Origin of the sequence: Prosthecobacter sp. (assembly GCF_044226605.1) — a bacterium.
Taxonomy (GTDB): domain Bacteria; phylum Verrucomicrobiota; class Verrucomicrobiia; order Verrucomicrobiales; family Verrucomicrobiaceae; genus Prosthecobacter.
In genome coordinates, this window is the sequence record NZ_JBGAGS010000007.1 from 301,653 (window position 1) to 326,489 (window position 24,837).

The following is a 24,837-nucleotide window of genomic DNA, read 5'->3' on the forward strand; positions in this document are numbered from 1 at the left end:
TCAAACTCCCGCCTTCTCTTTTTCCGCCGTCTTCTCGCCGCTCTCCTTCCCCTGAAACAGCTCCTTCATCTCCGGCATCTTCCACTCCGGCATTTTCATTTTCAGCTCCGGCAGCTTTTCCTTCAGATCTCGCATGTACGTCTTCGCCGTTTCCATCTGCTCTCTCAGCTTCTTCACACCTTCCGACTTCTGCGTCTTGCCCTCGATGCACTTCGAGGCGATTTCGGCCATGAAGTTAAAGTCAAACACCACCGGCTCCAGGCCCGCCGGGTCGTCGCGCAACCGCTTGGCCCGCGCCTGCACCTTTTCCGCCAGCCACTCAAAGCCGCTGCCCTGCGCCGCCTTGGCAAATGACTTCTCTGCCTCCGCATACTCATGCGTGGCGATCTGCCGCTCACCCGTCAGATAAACGATGAGCGGATTGTCCGGCCACGCAAGGCTCGCCGCCGCCAGGCAGCGGTCCGCATCCGCCCACCGCTTCTCACGCATGAAATAGCATCCCACCATCAGATGCAGGCAGCACTTTCCAGCCGGATCCAGCTTCAGCTGCGGATCAGCCGAAAGTTTGTCCGCCTCCTCCAGTTCATTCATGCCCAGCTGCCCATACCCCTGGGACAGATAGGAACACCCCAGCAGCAGACGATGAGTGGCACGCAGCCCCACTGTTTTTAAACTGGCTGCCGGAATGGACTCCAGCTCATAAAAGGCGAGGTCAAACTCCGTCGTTGCCATCATCAGGACGGACAGAAGCAGGCGCAGGTCGGCCGGCATCTCCTTGATTTCCTTCAGCGCCCGGCTCACCCCTTGCCAGTCCACTTCGCCAGAGGCCAGCCGCTGCGGACCCACATAGTCTTCCGCAAAGCGGACCGCTTCTTCGGCGCTTTTCTGCACCTTGTCAGGCAGCGCCTTCAGGTTGCCCGCCGCCGCCTGGTCGGCAGCCAGCGCCAGACCGTGTACAAAGACCTTCCACACCATCGCATCGAGTGCGTAATACGCCTTCGCCTTCCATCCTCCCAGCTTCTCACGGCGCTCCACCTTCTCCTTCGTCAGCGTCGCCCATCGTCCCACCTTCAGCGCTGCGGTTTCGCATTCTGTCAGCAGCGCATCATCCACGAGTGCTTCAGCCGCCACCCCCGGCTTCCCATGCATCTTCCGCAGCAGATCCAGCGCCACCGTCGCACTCTTTGCCGCTCCTTCCGCCGCCGCCTTGTCGAGAGTCTTCACACTGTCCTCGGCAGTTTTCGCCGCCCCATGGATCTCCGCCCTCAGCTGCGTGGCCGTCTTCTCGGGCTCCTTATGGCAGGCGGCAATCGCGGTCGCGGTGATCAAAGCAATGAGGAAACGCATAGGCCGATCATGCGGGAAAGAATTCCTATGTCGATTCCAAAAGCGGCGGTGAATTCTCAAACCTTCTTCCCCAACTCCCGTCCAATCTAAATTCTCAGTTTTCAGTTCTCAGTTTTCAATCCCACCACCATCACCGCAGACCCACTTCAAAATCATTCCATTGCTCACCATTCCTTTGCAAAAGAACAGCGCCCCCTTTCTCTCATGCAGGAACCCCACCAATCCCCTCCGGGTTCCGTGTATTCCGCGTATTGATTCGCTGTTCGCTCCCCTTCGGGCTCACTTCGTTCGTCTGTCTCGCTCCGCTCGGCTCCGTAGGCCCATTCAGACTCTCTTCTCTGCGGTCTTCTAATCTCTCGCGGTGTTAAATCCGTCCTAACCCTCACTTCCCCAGCGCCTCCCTCACCATCACCGGATCATCCGTCGTGATGCCATCCACCCCCAGCGCCGCAAACCGCTTCACATCCGCCGCCTTGTTCACCGTCCACACATACAGTTCAAAGCCCGCGTCACGCACCTGCTTCACCATCGCTGCATCCCACGGGAAATCACTCGTTCCCAGGTCCAGCCCGTCCAGCTTGTCCGCCTTCGTATCTGCAATCAGCTGCGTTAGATCCGTCGGCTTCTTCTCCTTCGTCTTCCCAGACGCCAGCCGATAAACCTTCATCCACGGCATCGCCTTCTTCGACTCCGCGGCCGAAGCACGATTAAACGCGATGATCGCCAGCTGCGGCGCACGCTCCTTCATCGGCTCCAAAATCCGCTTCAGCTCCGGCACGATCTCCGGCCCGCATTTCACCTCGATAAAAAAGCGCTGCTTGCCCTTCGGCATCGTCGCCAGTGCCTGCTCCAGCGTCGGAATCTTTTCATTCGCCCACTCCTTGCCCTTCCACGATCCCGCATCCAGTGCCGTCAGCTCCGCCTGTTTCGTCGTCGCCACATCCAGCTTCACCCCGGTCGTCCGCTTCGTGTCCTTGTCATGAATCACCGCCGTCTTGCCGTCCGCGGTCAGGTACACATCCAGCTCGCACGCATCCGTCTGGTTCTTCCAGCCAAGCTCAAACGCCCCCAAAGTGTTCTCCGGGGCACGCGCGGAAAATCCGCGATGAGCGACGATTTCAACAGCGTGTGCGGACATGGCAGAAAGAAGGAAAAGTGCGGCGAGCTTCATGAGGGAGAAAGCAAACGAAGCAAGCATCCGTAACCCTTCGCCCCAAATGAAATTTTGTTTCCTGCTCGTCATCAGCTTCATCATCGTCCGCACGCTGACTTCCTGCTCCAAGTCACCGTCCGCCGATCCCAAAGACCAGCACGTCATCCTCATCAGCCTCGATGGCTTCCCCGCCTGGCTCTGGAATGATGAATCCCTTCAGATCCCCAATCTCCGCAAGCTCGCCGCCGAAGGTGCCAGCACCAAGGCCATGACCGTCAGCAATCCCTCCATCACCTGGATCAATCACACCACCCTCGTCACCGGCGTCGAGCCCCGCAAGCACGGCGTCCTCTTCAATGGCCTCCTCGTCCGCCAGGGCGACAACAAGCCGCCGAAGATCGAGCAATGGGCCGATAAAACCAAGCTCGTCCATGTCCCCACCCTCTACGACGTCGCCCATGACGCCGGCCTCACCACCGCCGAGTCCGACTGGGTCGCCGTCACCAAAGCCAAGACCATCGACTGGAGCTTCGCCGAGCTCCCCGAAGCCGAAGGCAAAGTCGAAAAAGAAATGATCGCCGCCGGCGAGATCAAGCCCCAGGACATCACCTGGATGCAGCTCGGCCCCCAGCGCAAAAGCGTCACCTTCCTCGACAACATGTGGACCAAGGCCGCCATCCACATTTTCAAAACGCACAAGCCCAACCTCCTCCTCTACCACACCCTCAACACCGACTCCACCCACCACACCTACGGCCCCGGCTCCTCTGCCAGCTACACCGCCCTGGCCTACGCCGACCGTCTCGTCGGCGACCTCGTCAAAGCCGTCGAAGACAGCGGCCTGCGCGACAGCACCACCTTCGTCATCGCCACAGATCACGGCTTCAAAAAAGTCACCAAGATCATCCTCCCCAATGTCGAGCTCAAGAAAGCCGGACTCGCCCAGGGCATCGGCCCCACGATCAATACATGCGATGCCTATTCCATGACCCAGGGCGGAATGGCCTTCGTCTATGTCACCAATCCCGCTCGCAAAGCCGAGCTCCTGCCAAAGCTCAAAGACATGTTCTCCAAAGTCGAAGGCATCAATGGCGTCATCGAAGGCACAGACGGCCACACCCTCGGCATGCCCACCCCTGAGGAAAACCAGGGCATGGGAGACCTCGTCCTCTATCCTAAAGCCGGCTACGCCTTCAAAAACGACGCCGGCGGAGACGCCACTGTCACCCCTTCCGTCAACTACGCCGGCACCCACGGCTACCCCAACACCGACCCCGAGCTCGACGGCATCTTCATCGCCAGCGGCCGCGGCATCAAAAAAGGCGTCGTCCTCGACCGCATGACCAATCTCGACGTCGCCCCCACCATCGCCAGACTCATGAGCCTCCAGCTCCCCCAGCCCGACGGCCGCGTCCTCGAAGAGATCCTCATCTCCACGGGCAAGAAATAAATCCCAACGCGCTGCCGCCAGGCGCAGCAAAGTAGCCTTGTTCCTGTGGAACAAGGGAACGCACCGCTTCACCCCAAATGCTTAATAGCCAGAGTCACCCGTGAGCCTCCGAACCACGCGGCAGCGTCTTGGACTGCGGTGGCAGAGATGCACGGCGCAAGCCTGCATCGGCGACACCGCTTTCGTGAGGTGATGAGCATCCTACGTCCTTACCTCGCCATCCAGCCTCTGAAGGGGCGTTGCGTCTAAGCTTGCCGCACGCACTCCAAGAATGCTGTTGCGTGTGAAGCCGGGCTTTGAGCATTGTAATCACGCTGATATTGAAACGCGAAGCACACCGGCTCCCGGAGGGAGCCAAGAAATTAGCCGGTGGTGAAGCGAGCCTTGGCGAGCGAGAACCACCGGACCAGCCCCACGACGTTATTCCCCTCCAGGGCCGCATGCCGGAGGTATGCGAGAAGCATTCTGCCTCCCAACATTCACCCATGAGGTTGTCGACGCTGCAAAGCATGTCACAAAACCATGTCATAACCTGTGGCAAAAAAGGTCGGCATGTCCCGCTCTCCGCTCTGGCATCATGTTCGCAAACAACTCAAGGCGGCAAACGCGGCTCTCCCTCTCCCCGCCCTTGGCATACAACAGGAAGGAAATCAATTTTACTTCGGGGAGAGGGCTGGGGTGAGGGGCCGTCATTCACTTCCGCCGGTCAGTCTCACGGACAGCAAGCCATCCCCCCCACCTGCATATCAATCCCATTTCCCCGGGTGCATTTTAGATACATCCTTGTGCGGCCGGAAGAGACATGCACTGACAGATTCAAAGCCCGCCCTTTGTAATTTCAGCACCCCCATTTTCCCCCATGTCTTTCCTTTGTCTCCGCAGACGCAGAGCACAGGCTCGTCCCATGCGCCTTCTCCGCATGCTGCCAGCCCTCGTTCTCGCCACAGGCATCTCGCTCGCCGCAGATGCCCCTCCACAGATCGCACAAAGCTGCACCGAATGCCACGACAAGGACAACACCAAAGGCGGCCTCGACCTCACCGCTCTCCCCTTTGACCTCCAAGACCCCGCTACCCGCGACCGCTGGATCCGCATCTACGACCGCGTCGAAAAAGGCGAGATGCCCCCCAAGCCCGAAGACCTCCCTCAGTCAGAGCGCGCCGACATCGTCCAATCACTTTCCAAATCCATTCTCACCGCCGATCACGCCGACATCCTCGCCCACGGTCGCGGCCCCCTCCGCCGCCTCAACCGCGACGAATACGAGCAGAACCTCCGCGACATCCTCCAGCTCCCCGACCTCGACATCCGCGACATCCTTCCCGAAGACCGCGAAGGCCAGCGCTTCAACAAGACCACGCAGATGCTCGACATGTCCCGCGTGCAGCTCGTCGCCTATCTGGATGCCGCCGAGGCCGCGCTCCACGCAGCCATGACCACCGAGCCTGCGCCGCCAGAAGTGATCAAATACCGCGCTGTCGGCACCGATCTCTTCCCCGGCACCGGTACCTTCGGCAATCGCGAGGCCATGTTTTTCGCCCAAGACAACAAGGCCATGGAGTTCCGCAGGAAAAACGACAAAGGCAAAGACGAATCCACCGAACACGACTTCGCCAAAGATGACACCATCGAAATGGCCCTCTTCCGTGCCGCCAGCTGGCCCTACATCGGCACCCTCAAACACTTCACCGCCAAACGCGCCGGCAGCTACAAGGTGCGCTTCTCCGCCCGCGCTGTCCTGCAGCAGCCAGGCTTCGTGATCACTCAGGCAGTCAAACCTCTGCCCATGACCTTCCGCACTCGCAAGCCCGCAGGTGCCGACATCATCAATGAAGTGCACGACTCCGGCGGTATCATCGACATCCAGCCCGAAAAGCGCGTCTATGAAACCACCGTGCGTCTCCGCGAAGGGGAGGCCATCGAGTACAGCGTCCTCGGCATCCCCATGCCGCTCGCCATGAATCCCAACGGCTCAGGCCCCACCTACCGCTATCCGCCGTTCCCTGAAGGCGGTCAGCCCGGCATCGCCGTTCAGTGGCTCGAAATCGAAGGCCCCATTGCATCCCAAACCTGGCCTCCGCCCTCGCACCACGTGCTCTTTGACGACCTCGGAATCGAGCCCAAGCCCAGGGACCCGCAGCAAGACGCCAAGCGCCTCCTTCGCCGCTTCGTCAAGCTCGCCGCCCGCGAGCCTGTGCCCGAGGAAGATCTGCAGTTGCTCGATGCCCTCATCCAGTCGCAGCTCGCCAAAAACATTCCTTTCCGCGAAGCCATGCTCGCCGGTTACAAAGCCTTCCTCGCCTCCGGAGATTTCATCTATGTCCGCGAACCCCTGAAGGCAGACGACCACTACGCCATCGCCTCCCGACTCTCCCATTTTCTCACCAACTCCCGCCCCGACGCGCAGCTCATGCAGCTCGCGCAAAATAAAAACCTCCGCGATCCCCAGGTGCTCCGCGCAGAAACCGAACGCCTCATCGCCAGCAACGGCTTTGACCGCTTCGTCAAAAACTTCACCGACTGCTGGCTCAGCCTCCGCCAGATACGCCGCGACGACCCCGACATCCGCCTCTTCCCCGAGTACCGCTTCGACGAGTACCTCGTGGAAAGCATGGAGCGCGAGACCCGCACCTTCTTCACCTCGATGATCCGCGACAACCTGCCCGCCAGCGTGCTCGTGCAGTCAGACTTCGTCTTCGCCAACGACCGCCTCGCCGCCCACTACCAGCTTCCACCACTCAGTGGTTCCGCCATGCGCAAAGTTTCCCTGCCCAAGGACAGCCCCTATGGAGGGCTGCTCACCCAGGCCGCCGTTTTGAAAGTCAGCGCCAACGGCACCACCACCTCCCCCGTCGTCCGCGGCGCCTGGGTCATGGAGCGCCTCATTGGCCAGCCACCACCTCCACCACCCGCCAGCGTTCCCGCCGTCGAGCCCGACATCCGCGGCGCCAAAACCATCCGCGACCTCCTCGCCCTCCACACCAAATCCAAATCCTGCGCTGCCTGCCACGCCCGCTTCGATCCCGTCGGCCTCGCCCTCGAAAACTTCGACATCCTCGGCGGCTGGCGCACAAACTACCGCGGCCTGGAAGAAGGAAAGCGTATCGACGGCATCGACCGTGCCGGCCACAGCTACTCCTACACCATCGCCTCCCCCGTGGACACCAACGGCAAGCTCCTCGACGGCCGCACCTTCAAAGACGTCAGCCAACTCAAAACCCTCATCGCCTCAGACCCCCGCCAGCTCGCCCGCAATCTCCTCCACCAGTTCACCCTCTACTCCACCGGCACCCCCGTCCGCTTTTCAGATCGTCCCGAAATCGAGTCAATGCTCGATGCTTGCGCGAAGGATGGCTATCGCGTGCAAGATCTGATGCATGCCTTGGTGCAGAGCCACACCTTTCTTGGACAATAAAATGAACTCTCCTTACATCGCGAAATCTCTTTCTCGCCGTCGTTTTCTGCGCAGCGCCGGGGCTGTGCTCGCACTGCCGATGCTGGAGTGCCTGCATCCAGTGTTTGGCCGTGCGGCGCAGGTGAAAACGCCCCGTCGGTTGTTGATCATTTCCAACAACCTCGGCTTCCTCCCAAAACCCTTTTTCCCAAAGACCACCGGACGCGACTACGAACTGTCACCAACGCTTTTGCCGCTCAATGAGGTGAAGAACGAGTTCACCCTCTTCAGCGGTATGTCGCACCCCGACGTCAACGGCGGCCACAGCGCTGAGAACTGCTTCCTCACCGCCGCACGCGGCCCCACCAAGAGCGGCTTCCGCAATCAGATCTCGCTCGACCAATACATCGCCGAAAAGCTCGGCCAGCAAACGCGCTACCCCACGCTCAACCTTGGCGTCAACATCGACAAAGCCAACCGCAGCCTCTCCTGGACCCGCGATGGCGTCCTCCTTCCCGCCGAAGACAGCGCACCCGCCCTCTTCCGTCGCATGTTCGTCCAAGGCGATCCCGCCGCCGTCAAAAAACAACTCCAGCAACTCGACGAGCGCGGCAGCATTCTCGACACGCTCATGGATCAAACCAAACGCCTCAGCCGCGACGTCGGCAGCACCGACCGCGCCCGTCTCGACCAATACCTCACCTCAGTCCGCGAAGTCGAAGAACGCCTCCTCACCGCCCGGGAGTGGGAGCTGAAGCCCAAGCCCGTCTCCCCTCAGCCCGAGCCCAAAGACATCCAGGACAAAAAGCTCATCTTCGAAAAGCTCGACCTCATGCTCTCCATGGCCCAGCTCGCCTTCGAGTCGGACTCCACTCGCATCATCACCCTCATGGTCGATGCCTTCGCCACTCCCTCCTTCCATCTTCCAGGCGCTGACAACACCACCGAAGGATACCACGGCCTCAGCCACCACGGCCAGGCCGAGGAAAAAGTACGCCAGCTTGCCGAAGCCGATCTCGAACAAATGCGCCTCTTCAAAAAGCTCATCCAAACCCTCGCCTCCAAACGCGAAGACGACGCCCGCCTTCTCGACCGCACCATGGTCCTCTTCGGCAGCAACATGGGAGACGCCAACACCCACGACAACACCAACCTCCCCATCCTCCTCGCCGGCGGCGGTTTCAAACACGGCCAGCACCTCGCCTTCAAACGCGACAACAATCTCCCCCTGAGCAACCTCTTCGTCACCCTCCTCCAACACCTCGGCGTCGAGTCCAACCAGTTCGGCTCCAGCACCGGCCCCCTCACCGGCCTGACTTGACTCAGCACCGCCGCATGGAAGTACGACAGACACTCCTGTCTGTCGACCAGCGCTCCCCAATCCCCCAGCCCTTCCGAGTCACCTAAAAGCTCCTTCACAGCGCCCTCGCACGCGACGCGCAATTCCGCACGCGGCTCTCCCTCTCCCCGCCACTGAAAATCGCTAAAAGCAAAGGTCGTCTTCGGGGAGAGGGCAGGGGTGAGGGGACATCACCCGCCTGCGCCACTGGAACGTCCGCAAGCCTCTCTTCTGTCCCGCCTTCACGTGGGTTGCACTCGCCGCATTGTCAGGGATGGTCCGGCCTTTGAAACCAGCCCTGCTCATCCTTGCATCCTTCCTCGGGTGGCTAAACCCGCAGCTCTCCACCCTGGATCATCGCCGGCAGGAGCTCCAAACCGCGCTGTCAAAACTCCCCGCTCTCCCCACACCTCAGCCGCTTGAGCATGCCGGCTTCCACAGCGGCCTCGCCCCGCACGCCGACTCCACCCGCTGGGTCCAGATCGACCTCGGTGCCGAATACCCGCTGGATGCCATCGTCGTCATCCCCGCCATGCTCGGTGTCGCGGAGGCCTACGGCTTCCCCAAACGCTTCCGCATCGACACCTCCAACGACCCGCTTTTTGCTGAATCCGACACACAACTCGATCAAACCGGCACCGATTTTCTGCCCTCCAGCGCCCCCTGGCAGGTAGCCACCAAAGGCATCCGGGCACGCCACATCCGCTTCACCGCCACCCGCCTTTCACCCCAGCCCCATCAGACCAACCGCTTCATCTTCTGCCTCGGCGAACTCCTCGTCTTCAGTGGCGGCCGCAATGTCGCCCTCCACGCCCAGGTGCTGGCCCCCGTCTCGGTCGAAACCCTCCCCACCTGGTCCCCCCGTCACCTCGTCGATGGCGCCTATTCGCTCGGTCTCGCGGTGCAGCCAGATGAAATCAATGGCAACGGCTGGCACAGCGGCATCTCCAGCACCGCCGCCACCACCAAATGGGTGCAGGCAGATCTGCGCACAGCGCGGAATATCGAGGAAATCCGCCTCATTCCCGCCCATCCACGCGACTATCCCGAGCGCTCCGGCTTCGGCTTCCCCCGCCGCTTCAAAGTGGAGGCCGATGGCAAAACCATCTTCGACACCACCACATCAGATTTCCCCAATCCCGGCGACACCCCCGTCGCCTTTCCCACCCCCGGCCTGCACGCCCAAACCATTCGCTGCACTACCACGCAGCTTTGGGAACGCAGTGGCGACTTTGTGTATGCCCTTGCAGAATTGCAGGCCTTCGACTCCGGAAAAAACATCGCCCGTGATTCCGTCATCACCAGCTCTGACGACACTCTCTCCCACTCATGGAGCCGCGCTGGTCTCATCGATGGCCGCAGCAGCTCCGGCCTGCTGCTCGATGAAGCCTCATGGCTCGCCGATCTCTCCCGGCGCCGCCAGCTCACCGAAGAACTCGCCTCCGTGGAAATGCGGCGCACCGCAGCGCAGGCAAGCGCACAAACTCGCGCCGCGGGGCTGGCCTTTGCTTTCATCATCGTCATCGCTTGGTGGGCTGCACTGCGCTCCCGCCGTTCCCGTCGTCAGGAAATCGAAGCCCTGCGCCACCGCATCTCACGCGATCTCCACGACGACATCGGCAGCCACCTCGGCAGCATCCGCCTCATGTCAGAGCTGGCCCTGCGCGATGGCCCGGCCTCCGACTCACTTGAAGAAATCCACCGCCTCGCTGGTGAGGCTGCCGAGTCCATGCGCGGCATCATCTGGCTGGTGCGGGAAGGAGACTCACCACCGCTGACCAGCCTCGTCGAAGCCATGCGCCAAAGCGCGGCAGCACTCCTGAAGGACGTCGACTGGCAAATCGTTGCACCCAATAGCAACGAGACCGCCTCTCTCGAATTTCACCGCCAGGTCTTCCTGCTCTTTCGCGAAGCTGCACATAACATCACACGGCACGCACATGCCACCCAGGTGCGCATTGAGGCGCACTGGAAGGCAAAACACTTTCATCTGCGCATCGAGGACAATGGCTGCGGCTTCGACGTCACTGCCGTCACCGCCGGAAACGGCCTCGCCAATCTCCAGCACCGCGCCACCGTTCTCGCCGGCACTCTACAAATCACCAGCAAACCTGGTGGCACCTGTATCCACTTGGAGGCCGATTTTTCATGAACACACTCTGGATCGTCGAAGACCACGCTGCTTTCCGCCGCACGCTGCTGCGCGTGCTGAATGCTGAAACCGGCCTGAAATGCACCCGCGACTTCGATTCCTGCGAAAAATTGCTCGCCGCACTCGGCAAGCCAGATGCACCCGACCTCATCCTCCTCGATGTCGGGCTGCCCGGCATGAGCGGCATCGAAGGCATCCGCCTGATCAAAGAGCGCTCACCGAAAACCCTCGTCGTCATCCTCACTGTCTTCGAAGACGACGACAAAGTCTTCCAGTCCATCTGCGCCGGAGCAGCCGGTTACCTGCTCAAAACCAGCAGCGTCGCAGACATCACCCAGGCCGTGCGCGATGCCCTGGCCGGCGGCTCCCCCATGAATCCCCGCATCGCCCGCCGCGTTTTGGAAATGTTTTCCAAACTCGCCCCCAAGCAGCGCGACTATGGCCTCAGCGAGCGCGAAAAGGAAATCCTCCAGCTCATGACCACCGGACTTATCAAAAAGGAGATCGCTGACAGATTGAGCCTCAGCGTGCACACCGTTGACACCTACCTGCGGCGCATCTACGAAAAGCTGGAGGTCAATACGCGCACCGGTGCCGTCGCCAAGGCGCTCAAGGAAGGGCTGGTCTGACTGTCCCGCGCTCGCGTGGCATGAAAAGCCCCCTCGTGCATCGTATATCCTGCACATGCGTTTCCTTGCCCTCATCGTCATCTCAGCGACCCTTCCGGCCAGCGCGGTCGATTTTGTGCGCGAGGTGCGGCCCATCTTTGAAAAGCACTGCTATGAATGTCATGGCAGCAAAAAGCAGAAGAACGACTACCGGCTCGACATCAGGTCTGTGGCCCTGACCGGCGGCGAGGAGCATGCTCCAAACATCATTCCCGGCAAAAGCGCGCAGAGCCCTCTTTTCCACTTCATCAGCGGCACGGATGAAAAGACCACCATGCCACCCAAGGAGAAACTGAGCAGTGCAGAGATTGACCTGCTCAAGCGCTGGATCGACGAAGGCGCGGTGTGGCCCGAGGGTGTGGATGTGGCTCAGGTGGAGAACCGCCTGGACTGGTGGAGCTTCAAGCCATTCGCCAAGATCACTTCTCCTGCCTCTATCGACGACTTCATTCGTGCGAAACTCACCGAGCACGGCTTTAAACCAGCTGCAGAGGCCGATGCGCGCACGCTGATCCGTCGCTTATTCTTTGACCTCACCGGCCTGCCGCCTTCACCCGAGGAGGTGAAACGGTATGAAACTCTGCCGTATGAAAAGCTGGTGGATGATCTGCTGGCATCTCCGCGCTACGGCGAGCGCTGGGCGCGCCATTGGCTTGATCTAGTGCACTACGGTGAAACCCATGGTTACGACAAGGACAAGCCGCGCCTGAATGCCTGGCCCTACCGCGACTACGTCATTCGTGCGCTGAACAGCGACAAGCCCTACGCCCGGTTCATCGAGGAGCAGATCGCCGGAGATGCGCTCTATCCCGGCACTACAGACGGCATCACCGCGCTCGGCTTCATCTCCGCCGGGCCGTGGGATCTCATTGGCCACGCGGAGGTGCCAGAAACGAAACTGGATGGCAAAATCGCGCGCCATCTGGACCGGGATGACATGGTGCAGAACACCCTCGGCACCTTCTGCTCGCTCACCGTCGGCTGCGCGCAGTGTCACAACCACAAATTCGACCCCATCACGCAGGAGGATTATTACTCCCTGCAGGCCGTCTTTGCCGCCATCGACCGCACGGAGGTGAATTATTATCCCGATGATGAATCCATGCGTCGTTTCGTGGATTTAGACCGCAGGCGGCAGAAGGTCGTGGCAGACATCAAGGGTTTGGAAGAGCCGCTCAAACAGAAAGCGGGAGAAGCCTACACCGCACTCTCCAAGCGCATCGATGGCGCTGCTGACAAAGCCTCTAGCGCTAATCCCAATGCGAAACCCGATTTCGGTTATCACAGCGCCATCGTGAAGGAGCAGAACACCGTGAAGTGGGTGCAGGTGGACCTGGGCAGCAGCACCAACATTCAGCGCGTTGTCTTGAAGCCCTGCTATGACGACTTCGGCGGCATCGGTGCCGGTTTCGGCTTCCCCGTTCGCTTCAAGGTCGAGGCCAGCGACGATCCTGAGTTCAAGACGGGCGTCACGCTCATCTGGCGCAGGCATGACGCCACCTTCATGAACGACTTCAAAAATCCCGGCCTCACTCCCTTTGAAACAGGCACGGCGGAGGATGACGGCGCTAAAGGCAGGTATGTGCGCGTCACAGCCGTGAAGCTCGCTGAGCGCAAAGACGACTACATCTTTGCACTCTCGGAAATGGAGGTCTATGCCGAGAAAAACGGCCCCAATCTCGCCGCAGGAAAGAAGGTGAGTGCATTGGACAGCATTGAGGCCGCACCGCGGTGGCGGAAGGCCAATCTTACCGATGGTATAGCCCCGCAGGCCCGCACGCTGGAGGACAAGCAGTGGCTCATCCGCGAACGCGATGCCCTCATGCTCGCGCAGGCAGATGCAGCCACACGCCGCGAGCTGCAGGAACTGCGCACCCAGCGTACGGCTGCGGATGCCGAGATCTCCCAACTCCCCAAGCCCGGCAAGGTGTATGCAGGTGCCATTCACACCGGCACGGGCGCATTCAAAGGGACGGGTGGCGAAGGGGGAAAGCCTCGCGTCATCCAGGTGCTCAAGCGTGGCGATATCAAGCAGCCCGCCAAGGAGGTCGGGCCGCAAAGCATCACCGCGCTCAGCGGAACTTTTCATGATGCCTATCAGATGGCAGGAGAAGGCGAATCCGCGCGCCGCGCGGCATTGGCGGCATGGATCAGCAGCAAGAACAACGCGCTGACCTGGCGCAGCATCGTGAACCGTGTCTGGCAGCACCACTTTGGCCGCGGTCTGGTCGACAGCGCGAATGACTTTGGCCGCATGGGCGGCAGGCCCAGCCATCCGGAACTGCTCGACTGGCTCGCCATCACCTTCCGCGATGACCTTGGAGGCAGCCTGAAGAAGCTGCACAAGCTCATCGTGATGAGCGGGACCTACCGCCAGTCCTCTGGCAAAGTGGAGCAAACGGATGCAAACAATGTCCTTCTCTCCCACCAGAACCGACGGAAGCTGGATGCGGAGTCCGTGCGCGATGCCATCCTGGCGGTGAGCGGCAAGCTGGATCTCACCATGGGTGGCCCCAGCTTTCAGGACTTCATCATCGAAAAGCCGCAGCACAGCCCGCATTATGAGTATCAGCTGCATGATCCCGAAGACCCGAAGTCCTGGCGGCGGAGCGTCTATCGTTTCATCGTGCGCAGCCAGCAGCAGCCTTTCATGACAGTGCTCGATTGTGCAGACCCCTCCATGCGTGTGGAAAAGCGCAATGAGTCGCTCAGCCCGCTGCAGGCACTGGCGATGATGAACAACGGCCTCGTGGTGGCCATGGCGAAGCACTTTGCGGAACGCGTGGCACAGGAGAGGCAAGGAGGGGAAGCGCAGATACGGCGCGCTTTTGAACTGGCTCTGTCACGGAATCCGACAGCGGATGAACTCACGCCGTTGCTCGACTACGCGAAGCGCGAGGGATTGGAAAACACCTGCCGCGTGATTTTGAATCTGAATGAATTCAGCTTTGCGGATTGAGGAGCTTCCTTTGACGTCGCCATTTCAGGAGGATCAGCCAGAGAAAGGCCAGCGCTCCGAGCCACCGCGTGATTCCATGGCCAAAAACAACCGTGGCATTGAACCAGACGAATGCCAGGAAGCCCTGGAGCAGCCGCTCAAGACTGCGGCTGCGTGATGAATGGCGGGCGGGCGCCAGCCACCACCAGCCGACGTCAAGAAGCCACATGGACAGCACGGCGTAGTTGACCCACACACCGCTGCCTGAGTCAAAACCGGTGACAGCTGCCGTTTGCTGCGCCGTGGCTTTAAAGGCGGCACGATGGCTCCAGTGGTGCACGAATTGAAAGGCGCATGCCACATGCACCATGAGCAGCAGGCAAGCCGCCGTCCACCAGGGGCGGCCTGCATGATCTCCGTTTTTTGTGAGGCGCTGGGTCAGCGCAGCTGCGTAGGCCAGAAAAGCCGCGCCGGCGGTGGCGTGAATGAGAAAAGCGGTGAAATTCATGAACGCTGCATTCGCGCGAAGGCAAAGCCAATGCCTGCTCCAAACCCGAGTCCATAAAGCGCGCCCCAGGCCAGTTCGCTCGGCACGGAATGCAGGGAGCTGTAGCACACGTGCGCGCCTGCAAAATAACCGGCGGAATGAAGGGCGAATATCACGAGGATGGAAGGCACCAGGGAACGCCAGCCGTTCAACGTTGCCGCCGTCACCGCCGTGAAAGCGGTGCAGCCCACCAAGGAGCCCAGCCATTCACCCAGACCCATCCCGAGCCAAAACCAGCCGGCACACCAGGCGATGGCATAAGCAAGAAAGGCGGTGAAAAAGAAGCGGTAAAACTGCATGACAGTGCCCTGCCATTTTAGCGCGGGCCGCAGCAACATCCCCGAAAGCAGGATGAACACCGCGCAGCAGCCTGCATACATGCCAGCTTCGCCTCCCAGCCGGGCAAACCACGGAGTGCCCAAAGCCCAGACGGCAAAGGCTGCCGTGCTGACGATGGCGAAACTGGCGCCGCCACGTATCATGAGTCCAAGCGTGTTCATAGGGCACGAAACGTTGCGCCAAGGGGGCGGCTGTCACGCATGAGCGGTGTTTTTTTGCGGCCCCGGCACCAGCGGGCGAACCGAGGAGAAACGCGGAACATTGACACAAACGATGGCATCCGACGTTTGTTCGTCTCGTGCTCCAGCCCATGAAAAATTTCGCTCTCGCTCTTTGTCTGCTGACGTTCGTTCTCAAAGCCGCCGCCCAGCAGCCTGCCGATGCCGAAATCCGCCACGTCACCATCTGGAGTGATGGCACACGCATGGCGGGACACTTGTATGTACCGCGTGATCTCAAAGAAGGAGAAAAGCGTCCGACGGTGCTGTTCTGTGCCGGCACCGCAGGAGTGAAGAAAGGGAATGGCGGGCTCTATGCGAGGCGCTTTGTGAAGGAGGGTTTTGTGGTGCTCGCGTTTGACTATCGTGGCTGGGGAGAGAGCGACTGCAAGCTGACGCTGCCCGAGCCGATGCCGAGAGCGGATGCGGATGGCATGGTTACGGTAAAAGCGCGGCCGGTGCGCTGGCAGATGGACATGGCTGACCAGACGCTCGACATCCGCTGCGCGATCAGCTTTCTCATTGGCGAGCCGTGCGTGGATGCGGAGCGCATCGGCCTGTTTGGCACCAGCTATGGCGGCGGCCTGGTGGTGTGGGTGGCCGGGAATGATCCGCGCGTGAAGTGTGTGGTGTCCCAGGTGCCAGGCATGGGCGGCGGCCGCCCGCAGGCTGCGCAGAAGTATGCCAACGACCTGGCGGTGAAGCAGGCGCGTGGTGAGACGGAGCCTGTGCCGATCGAAACCGGCAAGCTCGGCGGCAAGATGGCCACCTATGCACAGATGCGCGCCAACCCGGCCAAGGGACTCGGTTACAATGCTGTGGAGGCCGCCTCCAAGATCACCGTCCCCACGATGATCATTGTCGCGGAAAAGGAGGAGCTCATGAGCAACGCGGAGAACGGCCTGCGTGCTTTCCAGGCCCTGCAGAAAAACGGTGTGAAGAGCGAGTATCACGTCCTCCAAGGCATCGGCCACTATGGGGTGTACAAGGAAAAATTCGAAGAGGCCACCAAGCTGGCATCCGATTGGTTTCATCTGCATCTGGACGCAAATCTGAAAACTCCGTGAAATACTCGGCAAGATGACAGTGGACAAAGCAACCCGACTTTTTGCATACTTGGAAATCTCCCAACCATGAAAACTCAATTCCCCGCTGAACGCATCCTTCTCGGCCCCGGCCCCAGTCCCGTCCCCTCGCGCGTGCTGCGTGCGCTAGGAGCGCCCACGCTCGGCCATCTGGACCCGCAGTATCTCACCATCATGGACGAGGTCTGCGAGATGCTGCGGCAGGTCTTCCGCACGAAAAATGCGCTTACATTTCCTGTGAGCGGCACCGGCATGGCGGGGATGGAGTGCATCGCGGTCAATCTCATCGAACCCGGCGACGAAGTGATCGTGTGTGTGAACGGCGTCTTTGGCGGACGCATGAAGGATGTGATGGAACGCTGTGGCGCCACGGTGCACACCGTCGAAGCCGCGTGGGGAGAGGTCATCGCGCTGGAGCAGATCTCGGCGGCGCTGGACCAGCATCCGAAGGCGAAGCTGGTGGGCATTGTGCATGCAGAAACGAGCACGGGCGCGCATCAGCCGCTGGATGGTTTTGCCGATCTGGTGCACAGCAAAGGCGCGCTGCTCATCGTGGATGCCGTCACCAGTCTCGGCGGCCACGAATTGAAGGTGGATGAATGGGGCATTGATGCGATTTACAGCGGCACGCAGAAGTGCCTGAGCTGCCCGCCCGGGCTGGCTCCCGTCAGCTTTGGGGATCGCGCGCTCGCGATCATGGACGCACGGAAGACCAAGGTGCAGTCGTGGTACCTGGATGTCTCGATGCTGCGAAAATATTACACCGGCGGCGGAGGAGGACGGGTGTATCACCACACCGCGCCGATCAACATGACCTACGCGCTGCATGAGGCGCTGACCATCGTGCTGGAAGAGGGGCTGGAGGCTCGCGTGGCACGTCATGAGAAGATGCATCTGCGCTTGCGTGCGGGGCTGGAGGCCATGGGCATCAGCTACATTCCGAAGCGGTCGCTGCATTCGCTCAACTGCATCAGCATTCCCGCCGGTGCGGATGACGCGGGCACGCGCAAGCGGCTGCTGGAAGAGTACGGCATCGAGATCGGTGCGGGCCTCGGGGTCATGGCTGGCAAGGCCTGGCGCATTGGCCTCATGGGGCATGGTTCGACGGTGCGGAATGTCGATCTGGTGCTGACTGCATTGCGTGAAGTGCTGAAATGATTTACGGCCATGTCCGCCGCGCTCGAACGTCTCGCCGGGCTGCTGCCGCCGGAGCGTCTGCTCCTGCGGCCTGCTGAGCTGGCGGCGTATGAGAGCGATGCGCTCACGGCCTTTCACACACGCCCGCTGGCGGTGGTGACGCCGGAGACGGCGGAGGAGGTCATCGCCATCGTGCGGCTGTGCCACGAGCTGCGGCTGCCTTTTGTGGCGCGTGGCAGCGGCACCAGTTTATCCGGTGGCTCGCTGCCCGTCGCAGGCGGCATTGTGATCGCGCTGAATCGTCTGAACCGGATTTTGAAACTTGATCCGGTGCAGCGCATCGCGGTGGTGGAGCCGGGGGTGATCAATACGCAGGTCACCACGGCTGCGGCACCGTATGGGCTGCACTATGCGCCGGATCCTTCTTCACAGACCATCTGCACCATTGGTGGCAATGTGGCCTTCAATTCCGGCGGCGCGCACTGTTTGAAGTATGGCATGACTTCCAATCATGTGCTCGGCATCAAGGCGGTGCTGGCCACGGGTGAAGTCGTGGAATGGGGTGGTGGTAGCCGTGAGCGACTGGGGCCGGACTGGTGCGGACTGTTCACGGGGAATGAAGGGCTTTTTGGTGTTGCTCTCGAAATCACGCTCCAGCTTTTGCCGAAGGCCGAATGTTTTCACACGGTGCTGGCGGGTTATCGAACGCTCGAACAAGCCGGTGATGCCGTCTCCGCAGTGATCGCCAGCGGCTTGCTGCCGGGGGCCATTGAGATCATGGATGCGCTGGCATTGGAGGCGGCAGTCGCCGCCGTGCATGCGGAGTACCCGCCGGGGTGCGAGGCGGTGCTCATCGTGGAATTGGAAGGGCCGCGTGAGGTTGTCGCCATTGAACGTGAACGGCTGGATGCCATCCTCGCGGCAAGTGCGCCGGTGGAAATGCGTCCGGCACGCGATTCGGACGAGCGCATGAGCATTTGGAAAGGCCGCAAGAGTGCCTTCAGCGCGGTGGGCCGGCTCTCGCCAGATTTCATCGTGCAGGACGGTGTGGTGCCGCGGCGAAGACTTGGCGAAGCGCTGCGGCGCATCGCGGGGATGTCCCGCGAGACGGGCATCCGTGTGGCCAATGTTTTTCATGCGGGCGATGGCAATTTGCATCCGCTCATTCTTTTTGATGGTCGTGAGGAAGGTGCGCTGCACCGCGCGGAGGCACTCGCGGGACGCATCCTGAAAATGTGCGTCGAAATGGGCGGCTCCATCACGGGAGAGCACGGCATCGGCGTGGAGAAGCGCGACTTTCTGGGAGACATGTTCTCGCCTGATGAGATCGATTGCATGCAGCGCCTACGTGCCGCCTTTGATCCCCTCGGCATCGCCAATCCGGGGAAGATGTTTCCAGGCAAAGAAGCGCCTGCTTTGTCATACGTCGGGCTGCATCCGCTGGAGAGGGCCGGCGTTATCTCACGCGAATGATATCTCCTGCGTCACTTGCTGAACTCCGCGAGGCTGTGCTTTCCGCACCGCGCGTCATCGCCGTGGGGGCGGGGACGAAGCCGAGGCTTTCGGCGGTGGATGCGGTGAAAATTTCGATGCGGGGGCTGTGTGGCCTCATCGAGTATGAGCCGAGCGAGTTTACGTTCACTGCGCTTGCGGGAACGCCGGTGAAGGAGATCGTCGCGACGCTTGCGGAGAAGGGGCAGTATCTGCCGTTTGATCCACTGCTCGTTGAGGCAGGAAGCACGATTGGCGGTGTGGTGGCTTCGGGCTTGAGCGGGCCGGGGCGGTTTCGTTTTGGCGGTGTGCGTGATTTCATTCTGGGCGTGCGGTTTGTCGATGGCATGGGCCGTCTGCTGCGTCTCGGCGGCAAAGTCGTCAAAAACGCGGCGGGATTTGATGTGCCCAAGTTCCTCGTCGGCAGCCTCGGCCGCTTCGGCGTCATCGGAGAGGTGACGTTCAAAGTCTTTCCGCAGCCCGAGGCGATGCTCACTCTTCAGCTTCCCTTTTCGGCTGAAGCCATGGCTGGGCTTTCCAATTCACGTTATGAGGCGGAGGCGCTCGATGTGCTGCCTGGCGGTGCAGCGATGATCGTGCGTCTTGCCGGGCCGGAGAAAGCGCTGGAGATGCTGGCGAAGGAGGTCGGCGGCGAGGTCATCTCCAACACGATCTGGGATGCGATTCGCGAAACGCCCTGGAGCTACAAGACGGACATCACGCCGGATCAAATCGCTGATTTCCAAACGGCGCATGTGAGCTGTGGTGGCAGCGTGGCCTTTTCCCAAATTCTTCCCTCTCGCGGCATGACTTTGCGGGGCGATGCACCGCTGTGGATCGGCGGAAGGACTCGCTTCGCCGTTGAAGATGCGGTGAAGCAAGCACTGGACCCGCAGCAGCGTTTCCCAACTCTAGACGACTGATGCTGCACGCCATTCCAACCGAAAAACTTGGCCCACTGGGCGAACCGATGGCAAAGGCGGTCTCGGCCTGTGTGCATTGCGGCTTCTGCCTGGCGGCTTGTCCGACCTATCGTGAACTGGCGCAGGAGATGGACACACCGCGCGGGCGCATTGTGCTGATGAAGGAGGTGCTGGAAGGGAAGATGACTTTTGAGGCCGCGCAACCGCATGTGGACCGCTGCCTGGGCTGCCTCGCCTGCGAGCCCGCCTGTCCCAGTGGTGTGCCGTATCGCGATCTGATCAGCCCGTTTCGTGCGCTGGCGAAGTCGAAGTTCAAGCGCGGCCTCCTTGAGCGCATGCGACGCTTTGTCACGGCGCAGACGATTCCGTATCCGCAACGTTTTCGCCTGGCGATGAGGCTGGGAAGTCTGGCAAAGGCGGTGCTGCCGAAGAGATGGCAGTCCATGCTGGAGCTGGTGCCCGAGGCGCTGCCTACGGCGCAATCATGGGAGGCAGTGTATCCGGCGAAAGGTGAAAAGCGCGGGCGTGTGGCGCTGCTCATCGGCTGCGCGCAGCAGGTGCTGGATCCGGACATCAACACGGCGACGATCGAAGTGTTGACCCGTAATGGTGTTGAGGTGGTAATTCCGCCAGCGCAGGGCTGCTGCGGTGGTCTGGCGTGGCACACGGGGGATCTCGAATCTGCGCGCGGCTTTGCCCGGCAAAACCTCGATGTCTTCCCGTCGGATGTGGATGCCATCCTCACCAATGCTGCCGGCTGCGGCTCTGCGATGCACGAATATCATCTCGTCCTGCGCGGCACGGCGGATGAGGCACGAGCCGAGAGGTTCCGACACCGTGTCATGGATGTCAGCGCATTCCTGACGAAGCTCGGCCTGCGCGAGCCTTTGCGGGAGATGCCGCGCAAAGTCGCCTATCATGACGCCTGCCATCTCGCGAACGCGCAAAACGTGCGCCGCCAGCCGCGCGATTTGCTGAAGAGCATCCCGGGCCTGCAGTTGCTCGAAATGGCGGAGGCCCACCTCTGCTGCGGCAGCGCGGGCAGCTACAACATGGACCAGCCGGAGATCGCGTCATCGCTGGGAGAGCAGAAGGCGAAGGCGGTGATCGCCACGGGCGCGGATGTCGTGTCTAGTGGAAACATCGGCTGCCTCACCCAGTTGCAGATGCATTTGAAAAAGCTCGGATCGCCCATCGTGGTGAAACATACGATGCAGATTTTGCGTGATGCACTCTCCCACATTCCATGACCTGGTCCCAAAACTACGATCCTCTCGGCAACCTGTTTCTCTCCGCGTTGGTTGCCACGCTGCCGGTGGTTACGCTGCTGGGACTGCTGGCCTTCTGGCATGTGCGGGCGCACATCGCGGCGCTGGCAGGACTGATCGTCGCGCTTGGTGTTGCGATCTTTGTCTTTCATATGCCCGCCCAGCTCGCCTTCACAGCGAGCGGACTCGGCGCGGTGTTTGGTCTCTTCCCCATCGGCTGGATCGTGCTGAATGCGATCTTCATCTACCAGATTTCCGTCGAGACCGGTCAGTTTGAGTCTTTAAAAAAACAAATTGCCGGACTCGCAGGAGACCGCCGTATTCAGGCGCTGCTTATTGCCTTTGCCTTTGGCGCATTCGTGGAAGGCTGCGCGGGATTTGGTGCGCCGGTGGCCATCACAGGGGCGATGCTGATCGGTCTTGGCTTTAAACCGCTCGAAGCCGCCAAGCTGGCTCTCATCGGCAATACGGCGCCGGTGGCCTTCGGATCGCTCGGCATTCCGCTCACCACGCTTGCGGATGTCACCGGGCTGGATGTGCATGTCCTCAGTTCGATCGTGGGCCTGCACCTCACCATTTTCTCCTTCATCGTGCCTTTCTGGCTGGTGACGGCCCAGGTGGGCTGGCGCGGAATGGTGGAGGTGTGGCCTGCATGCCTTGTCTGCGGCGGCAGTTTTGGCCTGGTGCAGTTTGCCGTATCAAACTTCCACGGTCCGTGGCTTGTGGATATCGCCGCGGGCTTAGTATCGCTCGCCTCCATGGTTATTTTGCTTCGATTTTGGAAACCTCGGACTGCGGCTGAGAAAAAACCGGTGGAGGCGAAAGTCGAGCGTCCCTTCCGCGCCTGGATACCCTGGATCATGCTCTCCTTGTTTGTCGGAGTGTGGACCACACCCTTTGCCAAGACATGGCTCAATGGCTACAAGCCCGGCACCAAAGCGGTCAGCACCTGGCAGGCCCCCATCACTCCCATTTCTCCGCTGCATCTGGCGGTGCAGAAGATGCCGCCGGTCGCGCTGAAGCCCGAACCTGAAAAGGCCGCCTTTACCTTTAACTACCTTTCAGCCACCGGCACCGCTCTGCTTCTGGCTGGAGTGGTGGCGGGCCTGCTTCTTGGCAGAAGTCCCGCGTCTCTCGCTGGCATTTATCTTCGCTGCCTGTGGCGTGTGCGTACTTCCCTGCTCACGATCGCTCTCATGCTCGCGCTGGGCTATACCACTCGCTATTCCGGAACCGACACCACCATGGGCCTCATGCTCGCCGGCACCGGCATTTTGTTTCCATTCTTCTCTCCGATGATCGGCTGGCTAGGAGTCGCGCTCACCGGTAGCGATACCGCCTCAAACGTGTTGTTCGGCAATCTCCAGCAGGTCACCGCGCAGCAGCTTCATCTCTCTCCGCCGCTCATGGTCGCGGCCAACAGCTCTGGCGGGGTGATGGGCAAGATGATCGATGCGCAAAGCATCGTCGTGGCAAGCGTGGCTACCGGAGGCCAGCCCGACAGTCCGGATGCCGGCACGGTGCTGCGCAGCGTCTTCTGGCACAGCATTGCGCTGGCGTTGCTCATGGGCGTGCTCGTCATGATCCAGGCGTACTGGATGCCATGGACCGTCGCCCGATAGCCGAGATCATTTCGTGTATTTCTCGTCAGTGAGCGTTTTCAAGAAGGCCACCAGAGCGGCTTTGTCATCTGCGCTGAGGCGAATGCCAGTGGCCGGGTGTTTGGCCAGGTTGGGATCGAGCGTATCGCTGCGGCGCAGATTGTGGTCGTAGTGGGCGATGACTTCCTCCAGCGTCTGAAAGCGGCCGTCGTGCATGTAGGGAGCGGTGAGGGCGATGTTGCGAAGGCTTGGCGTGGAGAACTTGTAGAGATCCCGGTCATTCTGGGTGACACGATGGCGGCCGGTGTCTGACTCCACGGGGCTGAGGCCGTTGTTGTGAAACTGGTGGTCGGTGAAAAGCGGGCCGCCGTGGCAGTGAAAGCAATCAGCACCGCGCTGGCCCATGCGCGGCTCGTATTCCGTCATGAAAAGCTCAAAGCCGCGCTGCTCCGCGGGAGTGAATTTGTCTTTGCCCTGCATGGCGCGGTCGAACTTTGAGTCGTAGGACGTCAGCGTGAGCAGATAGTTTTCAAGGGCGAGGCCGATGCGTTCAGGCGTGATCGCATCGCTGTCGAAAGCGCGGGCGAATTCTGCTTTGGAAGTCTTTTCAAGCTTGGCGACCACGTTTTCCAGCTTCTCATCCATTTCCAGATGGTCCTGCACGGGCATGAGTGCCTGAGCGCGCAGAGAGGGGGCGCGGCCATCCCAGAAAAAGCTGGTTTTCCAGGCGAGATTGAAGAGGGGCATGCCGTTGCGCGTGCCCACGCGATCCTCGACGCCGATGCTGAAGCGGCGCGCATCGGTAAAGGCATTGGCCTCGGTGTGGCAGCTCGCGCAGGAGAGCGTGCCATCGCGCGAGAAAGCGGTGTCATTGAACAGGCGCCTGCCCAGGGCTACGCGTTCCTCCAGCAGCGGATTGTCCCGTGGCAGCGGCGGAATGGGGAAATAGCTGCTCATGGTGAAGCGATAAGCCGTGTGTTTGGCGGGCAGGTAGAGTGGCTTGACCGGCGAAGGCCGCGCGATGGTGGGAATGCTGCTGGAAATCTGCTGCAGCGTAAACGCCGCAGGCAGATTGATCTTGAGGGCCGCCACCACGGGATCGCCCTCGTGCGAGTGGGTGGAGAGTCCGTCCCCGGCAAAGGAGAGCGGGCGTGCACCACTGAGCAGGGCATGAATGTCAAAGGTGAAGGCGGCTGCCGCATCGGCGGTGAGGTCGAAATCCCCAGTGTATGTGAGCGCGGTGCGGTTCGGATCGCGAGCGAGGTGGTAGGAGAATCCGCCCGGGGGCTGGCCCGCGGCGCGGTAGCTTCCTTCCAGTGCGAGGAAGATGTACCCTCCCTGCCAGCTCCAGTGCAGGCCGTTCAAGTTCGGATTGAGAGGATGGTCGGGTGCGTATTGTGCGGTCGGGGCTGCGTTGGCCGCGGGATCGAGTCCCAGGTGAAAGCGCAGGGCCTGATATTTGCCTGCGGGAATCTTTGTCAGCGCGGTGTCGAGACGCCGGCGCTCGGCATCCAGCCAGGCGATTTGGTCCGGCATTTCCATCCAGTTGCCATCCATCTTTTGCAAAGCGAAGCCGCTGAGCAGAAAGCTGCAGCGGGTGATCGACCAGGTCTCACCGGCTGCATTGGAATAGCGCAGGGAATCGAGCAGAAGCGTTTCGCCTCCGGCTGTCAGGTTCACTGCCAGATGGAGCGTGGAGGAGAAGGCGGTGGTGGCGCATAGCAGCGCCACCGCAAGCAGACGGCTGAGGTGCATGGCCGGACAGTGTAATGAGGAAATCAGACCGC

General features: G+C 61.0%; 17 protein-coding genes. 12 read left to right on the forward strand and 5 right to left on the reverse strand.

Annotation, left to right across the window (positions count from 1 at the left end):
- Positions 1–1,347 carry a hypothetical protein gene (locus ACILSO_RS11725; RefSeq protein ID WP_395737592.1) on the reverse strand — a complete coding sequence of 449 codons (1,347 nt, stop codon included), beginning with the start codon at positions 1,345–1,347 and terminating at the stop codon, positions 1–3.
- Positions 1,348–1,729: 382 nt separating this feature from the next.
- Positions 1,730–2,485: a glycerophosphodiester phosphodiesterase gene (locus tag ACILSO_RS11730; RefSeq protein ID WP_395737593.1), complete on the reverse strand. Its 756-nt coding sequence runs from the start codon at positions 2,483–2,485 to the stop codon at positions 1,730–1,732.
- 79 nt (positions 2,486–2,564) lie between these two features.
- On the opposite strand from ACILSO_RS11730, the gene ACILSO_RS11735 reads away from it, so the two are divergent.
- The 6 genes from ACILSO_RS11735 to ACILSO_RS11760 all read left to right on the forward strand — a co-directional run bounded on the left by ACILSO_RS11735 (position 2,565) and on the right by ACILSO_RS11760 (position 14,462).
- Positions 2,565–3,950, forward strand: a complete 1,386-nt coding sequence (locus ACILSO_RS11735) for an alkaline phosphatase family protein (RefSeq protein ID WP_395737594.1) — start codon at positions 2,565–2,567, stop codon at positions 3,948–3,950.
- Between the two features lie 904 nt (positions 3,951–4,854).
- Positions 4,855–7,365, forward strand: a complete 2,511-nt coding sequence (locus ACILSO_RS11740) for a DUF1592 domain-containing protein (RefSeq protein ID WP_395737595.1) — start codon at positions 4,855–4,857, stop codon at positions 7,363–7,365.
- 1 nt (position 7,366) lies between these two features.
- Complete coding sequence (locus tag ACILSO_RS11745; protein WP_395737596.1) at positions 7,367–8,665, forward strand: DUF1552 domain-containing protein; 1,299 nt, start codon at positions 7,367–7,369, stop codon at positions 8,663–8,665.
- A gap of 304 nt (positions 8,666–8,969) precedes the next feature.
- Positions 8,970–10,835 (forward strand): histidine kinase, encoded by a 1,866-nt coding sequence (locus ACILSO_RS11750; RefSeq protein WP_395737597.1) that lies wholly within the window; start codon positions 8,970–8,972, stop codon positions 10,833–10,835.
- Positions 10,832–11,464 carry a response regulator gene (locus tag ACILSO_RS11755; RefSeq protein WP_395737598.1) on the forward strand — a complete coding sequence of 211 codons (633 nt, stop codon included), beginning with the start codon at positions 10,832–10,834 and terminating at the stop codon, positions 11,462–11,464. Before ACILSO_RS11750 ends, ACILSO_RS11755 begins: the two co-directional genes overlap by 4 nt.
- Positions 11,465–11,519: 55 nt before the next feature.
- Positions 11,520–14,462, forward strand: coding sequence for a DUF1553 domain-containing protein (locus tag ACILSO_RS11760; protein ID WP_395737599.1), 2,943 nt, complete (start codon positions 11,520–11,522; stop codon positions 14,460–14,462).
- Here ACILSO_RS11760 and ACILSO_RS11765 read toward each other — a convergent pair.
- Positions 14,446–14,949 (reverse strand): hypothetical protein, encoded by a 504-nt coding sequence (locus tag ACILSO_RS11765; protein ID WP_395737600.1) that lies wholly within the window; start codon positions 14,947–14,949, stop codon positions 14,446–14,448. The two genes, ACILSO_RS11760 and ACILSO_RS11765, sit on opposite strands and share 17 nt — an antisense overlap.
- A complete protein-coding gene (locus tag ACILSO_RS11770) occupies positions 14,946–15,488 on the reverse strand; it encodes a hypothetical protein (protein WP_395737601.1) in 543 nt (180 codons plus the stop codon). Before ACILSO_RS11770 ends, ACILSO_RS11765 begins: the two co-directional genes overlap by 4 nt.
- A gap of 149 nt (positions 15,489–15,637) precedes the next feature.
- Between ACILSO_RS11770 and ACILSO_RS11775 the strand changes: the two genes are divergently transcribed.
- The 6 genes from ACILSO_RS11775 to ACILSO_RS11800 all read left to right on the forward strand — a co-directional run bounded on the left by ACILSO_RS11775 (position 15,638) and on the right by ACILSO_RS11800 (position 23,071).
- The gene (locus tag ACILSO_RS11775; RefSeq protein WP_395737602.1) at positions 15,638–16,612 is read left to right on the forward strand and encodes an alpha/beta hydrolase; all 975 of its coding nucleotides are present in this window, start codon (positions 15,638–15,640) and stop codon (positions 16,610–16,612) included.
- Between the two features lie 66 nt (positions 16,613–16,678).
- Positions 16,679–17,788 carry a pyridoxal-phosphate-dependent aminotransferase family protein gene (locus ACILSO_RS11780; protein WP_395737603.1) on the forward strand — a complete coding sequence of 370 codons (1,110 nt, stop codon included), beginning with the start codon at positions 16,679–16,681 and terminating at the stop codon, positions 17,786–17,788.
- Between the two features lie 9 nt (positions 17,789–17,797).
- Positions 17,798–19,240 (forward strand): FAD-linked oxidase C-terminal domain-containing protein, encoded by a 1,443-nt coding sequence (locus ACILSO_RS11785; RefSeq protein ID WP_395737604.1) that lies wholly within the window; start codon positions 17,798–17,800, stop codon positions 19,238–19,240.
- Entirely contained in the window at positions 19,237–20,181 is a 945-nt protein-coding gene (locus tag ACILSO_RS11790) for an FAD-binding protein (RefSeq protein WP_395737605.1), read from the forward strand. Before ACILSO_RS11785 ends, ACILSO_RS11790 begins: the two co-directional genes overlap by 4 nt.
- Positions 20,181–21,431: a glycolate oxidase subunit GlcF gene (glcF, locus tag ACILSO_RS11795; protein WP_395737606.1), complete on the forward strand. Its 1,251-nt coding sequence runs from the start codon at positions 20,181–20,183 to the stop codon at positions 21,429–21,431. The genes ACILSO_RS11790 and glcF overlap by 1 nt, the downstream gene beginning before the upstream one ends.
- Positions 21,428–23,071: an L-lactate permease gene (locus ACILSO_RS11800; protein ID WP_395737607.1), complete on the forward strand. Its 1,644-nt coding sequence runs from the start codon at positions 21,428–21,430 to the stop codon at positions 23,069–23,071. Before glcF ends, ACILSO_RS11800 begins: the two co-directional genes overlap by 4 nt.
- Before the next feature lie 6 nt (positions 23,072–23,077).
- Here the strand turns inward: ACILSO_RS11800 and ACILSO_RS11805 are convergent, their stop codons facing one another.
- Positions 23,078–24,805, reverse strand: coding sequence for an MbnP family protein (locus tag ACILSO_RS11805; RefSeq protein WP_395737608.1), 1,728 nt, complete (start codon positions 24,803–24,805; stop codon positions 23,078–23,080).
- Positions 24,806–24,837: the final 32 nt, after the last annotated feature.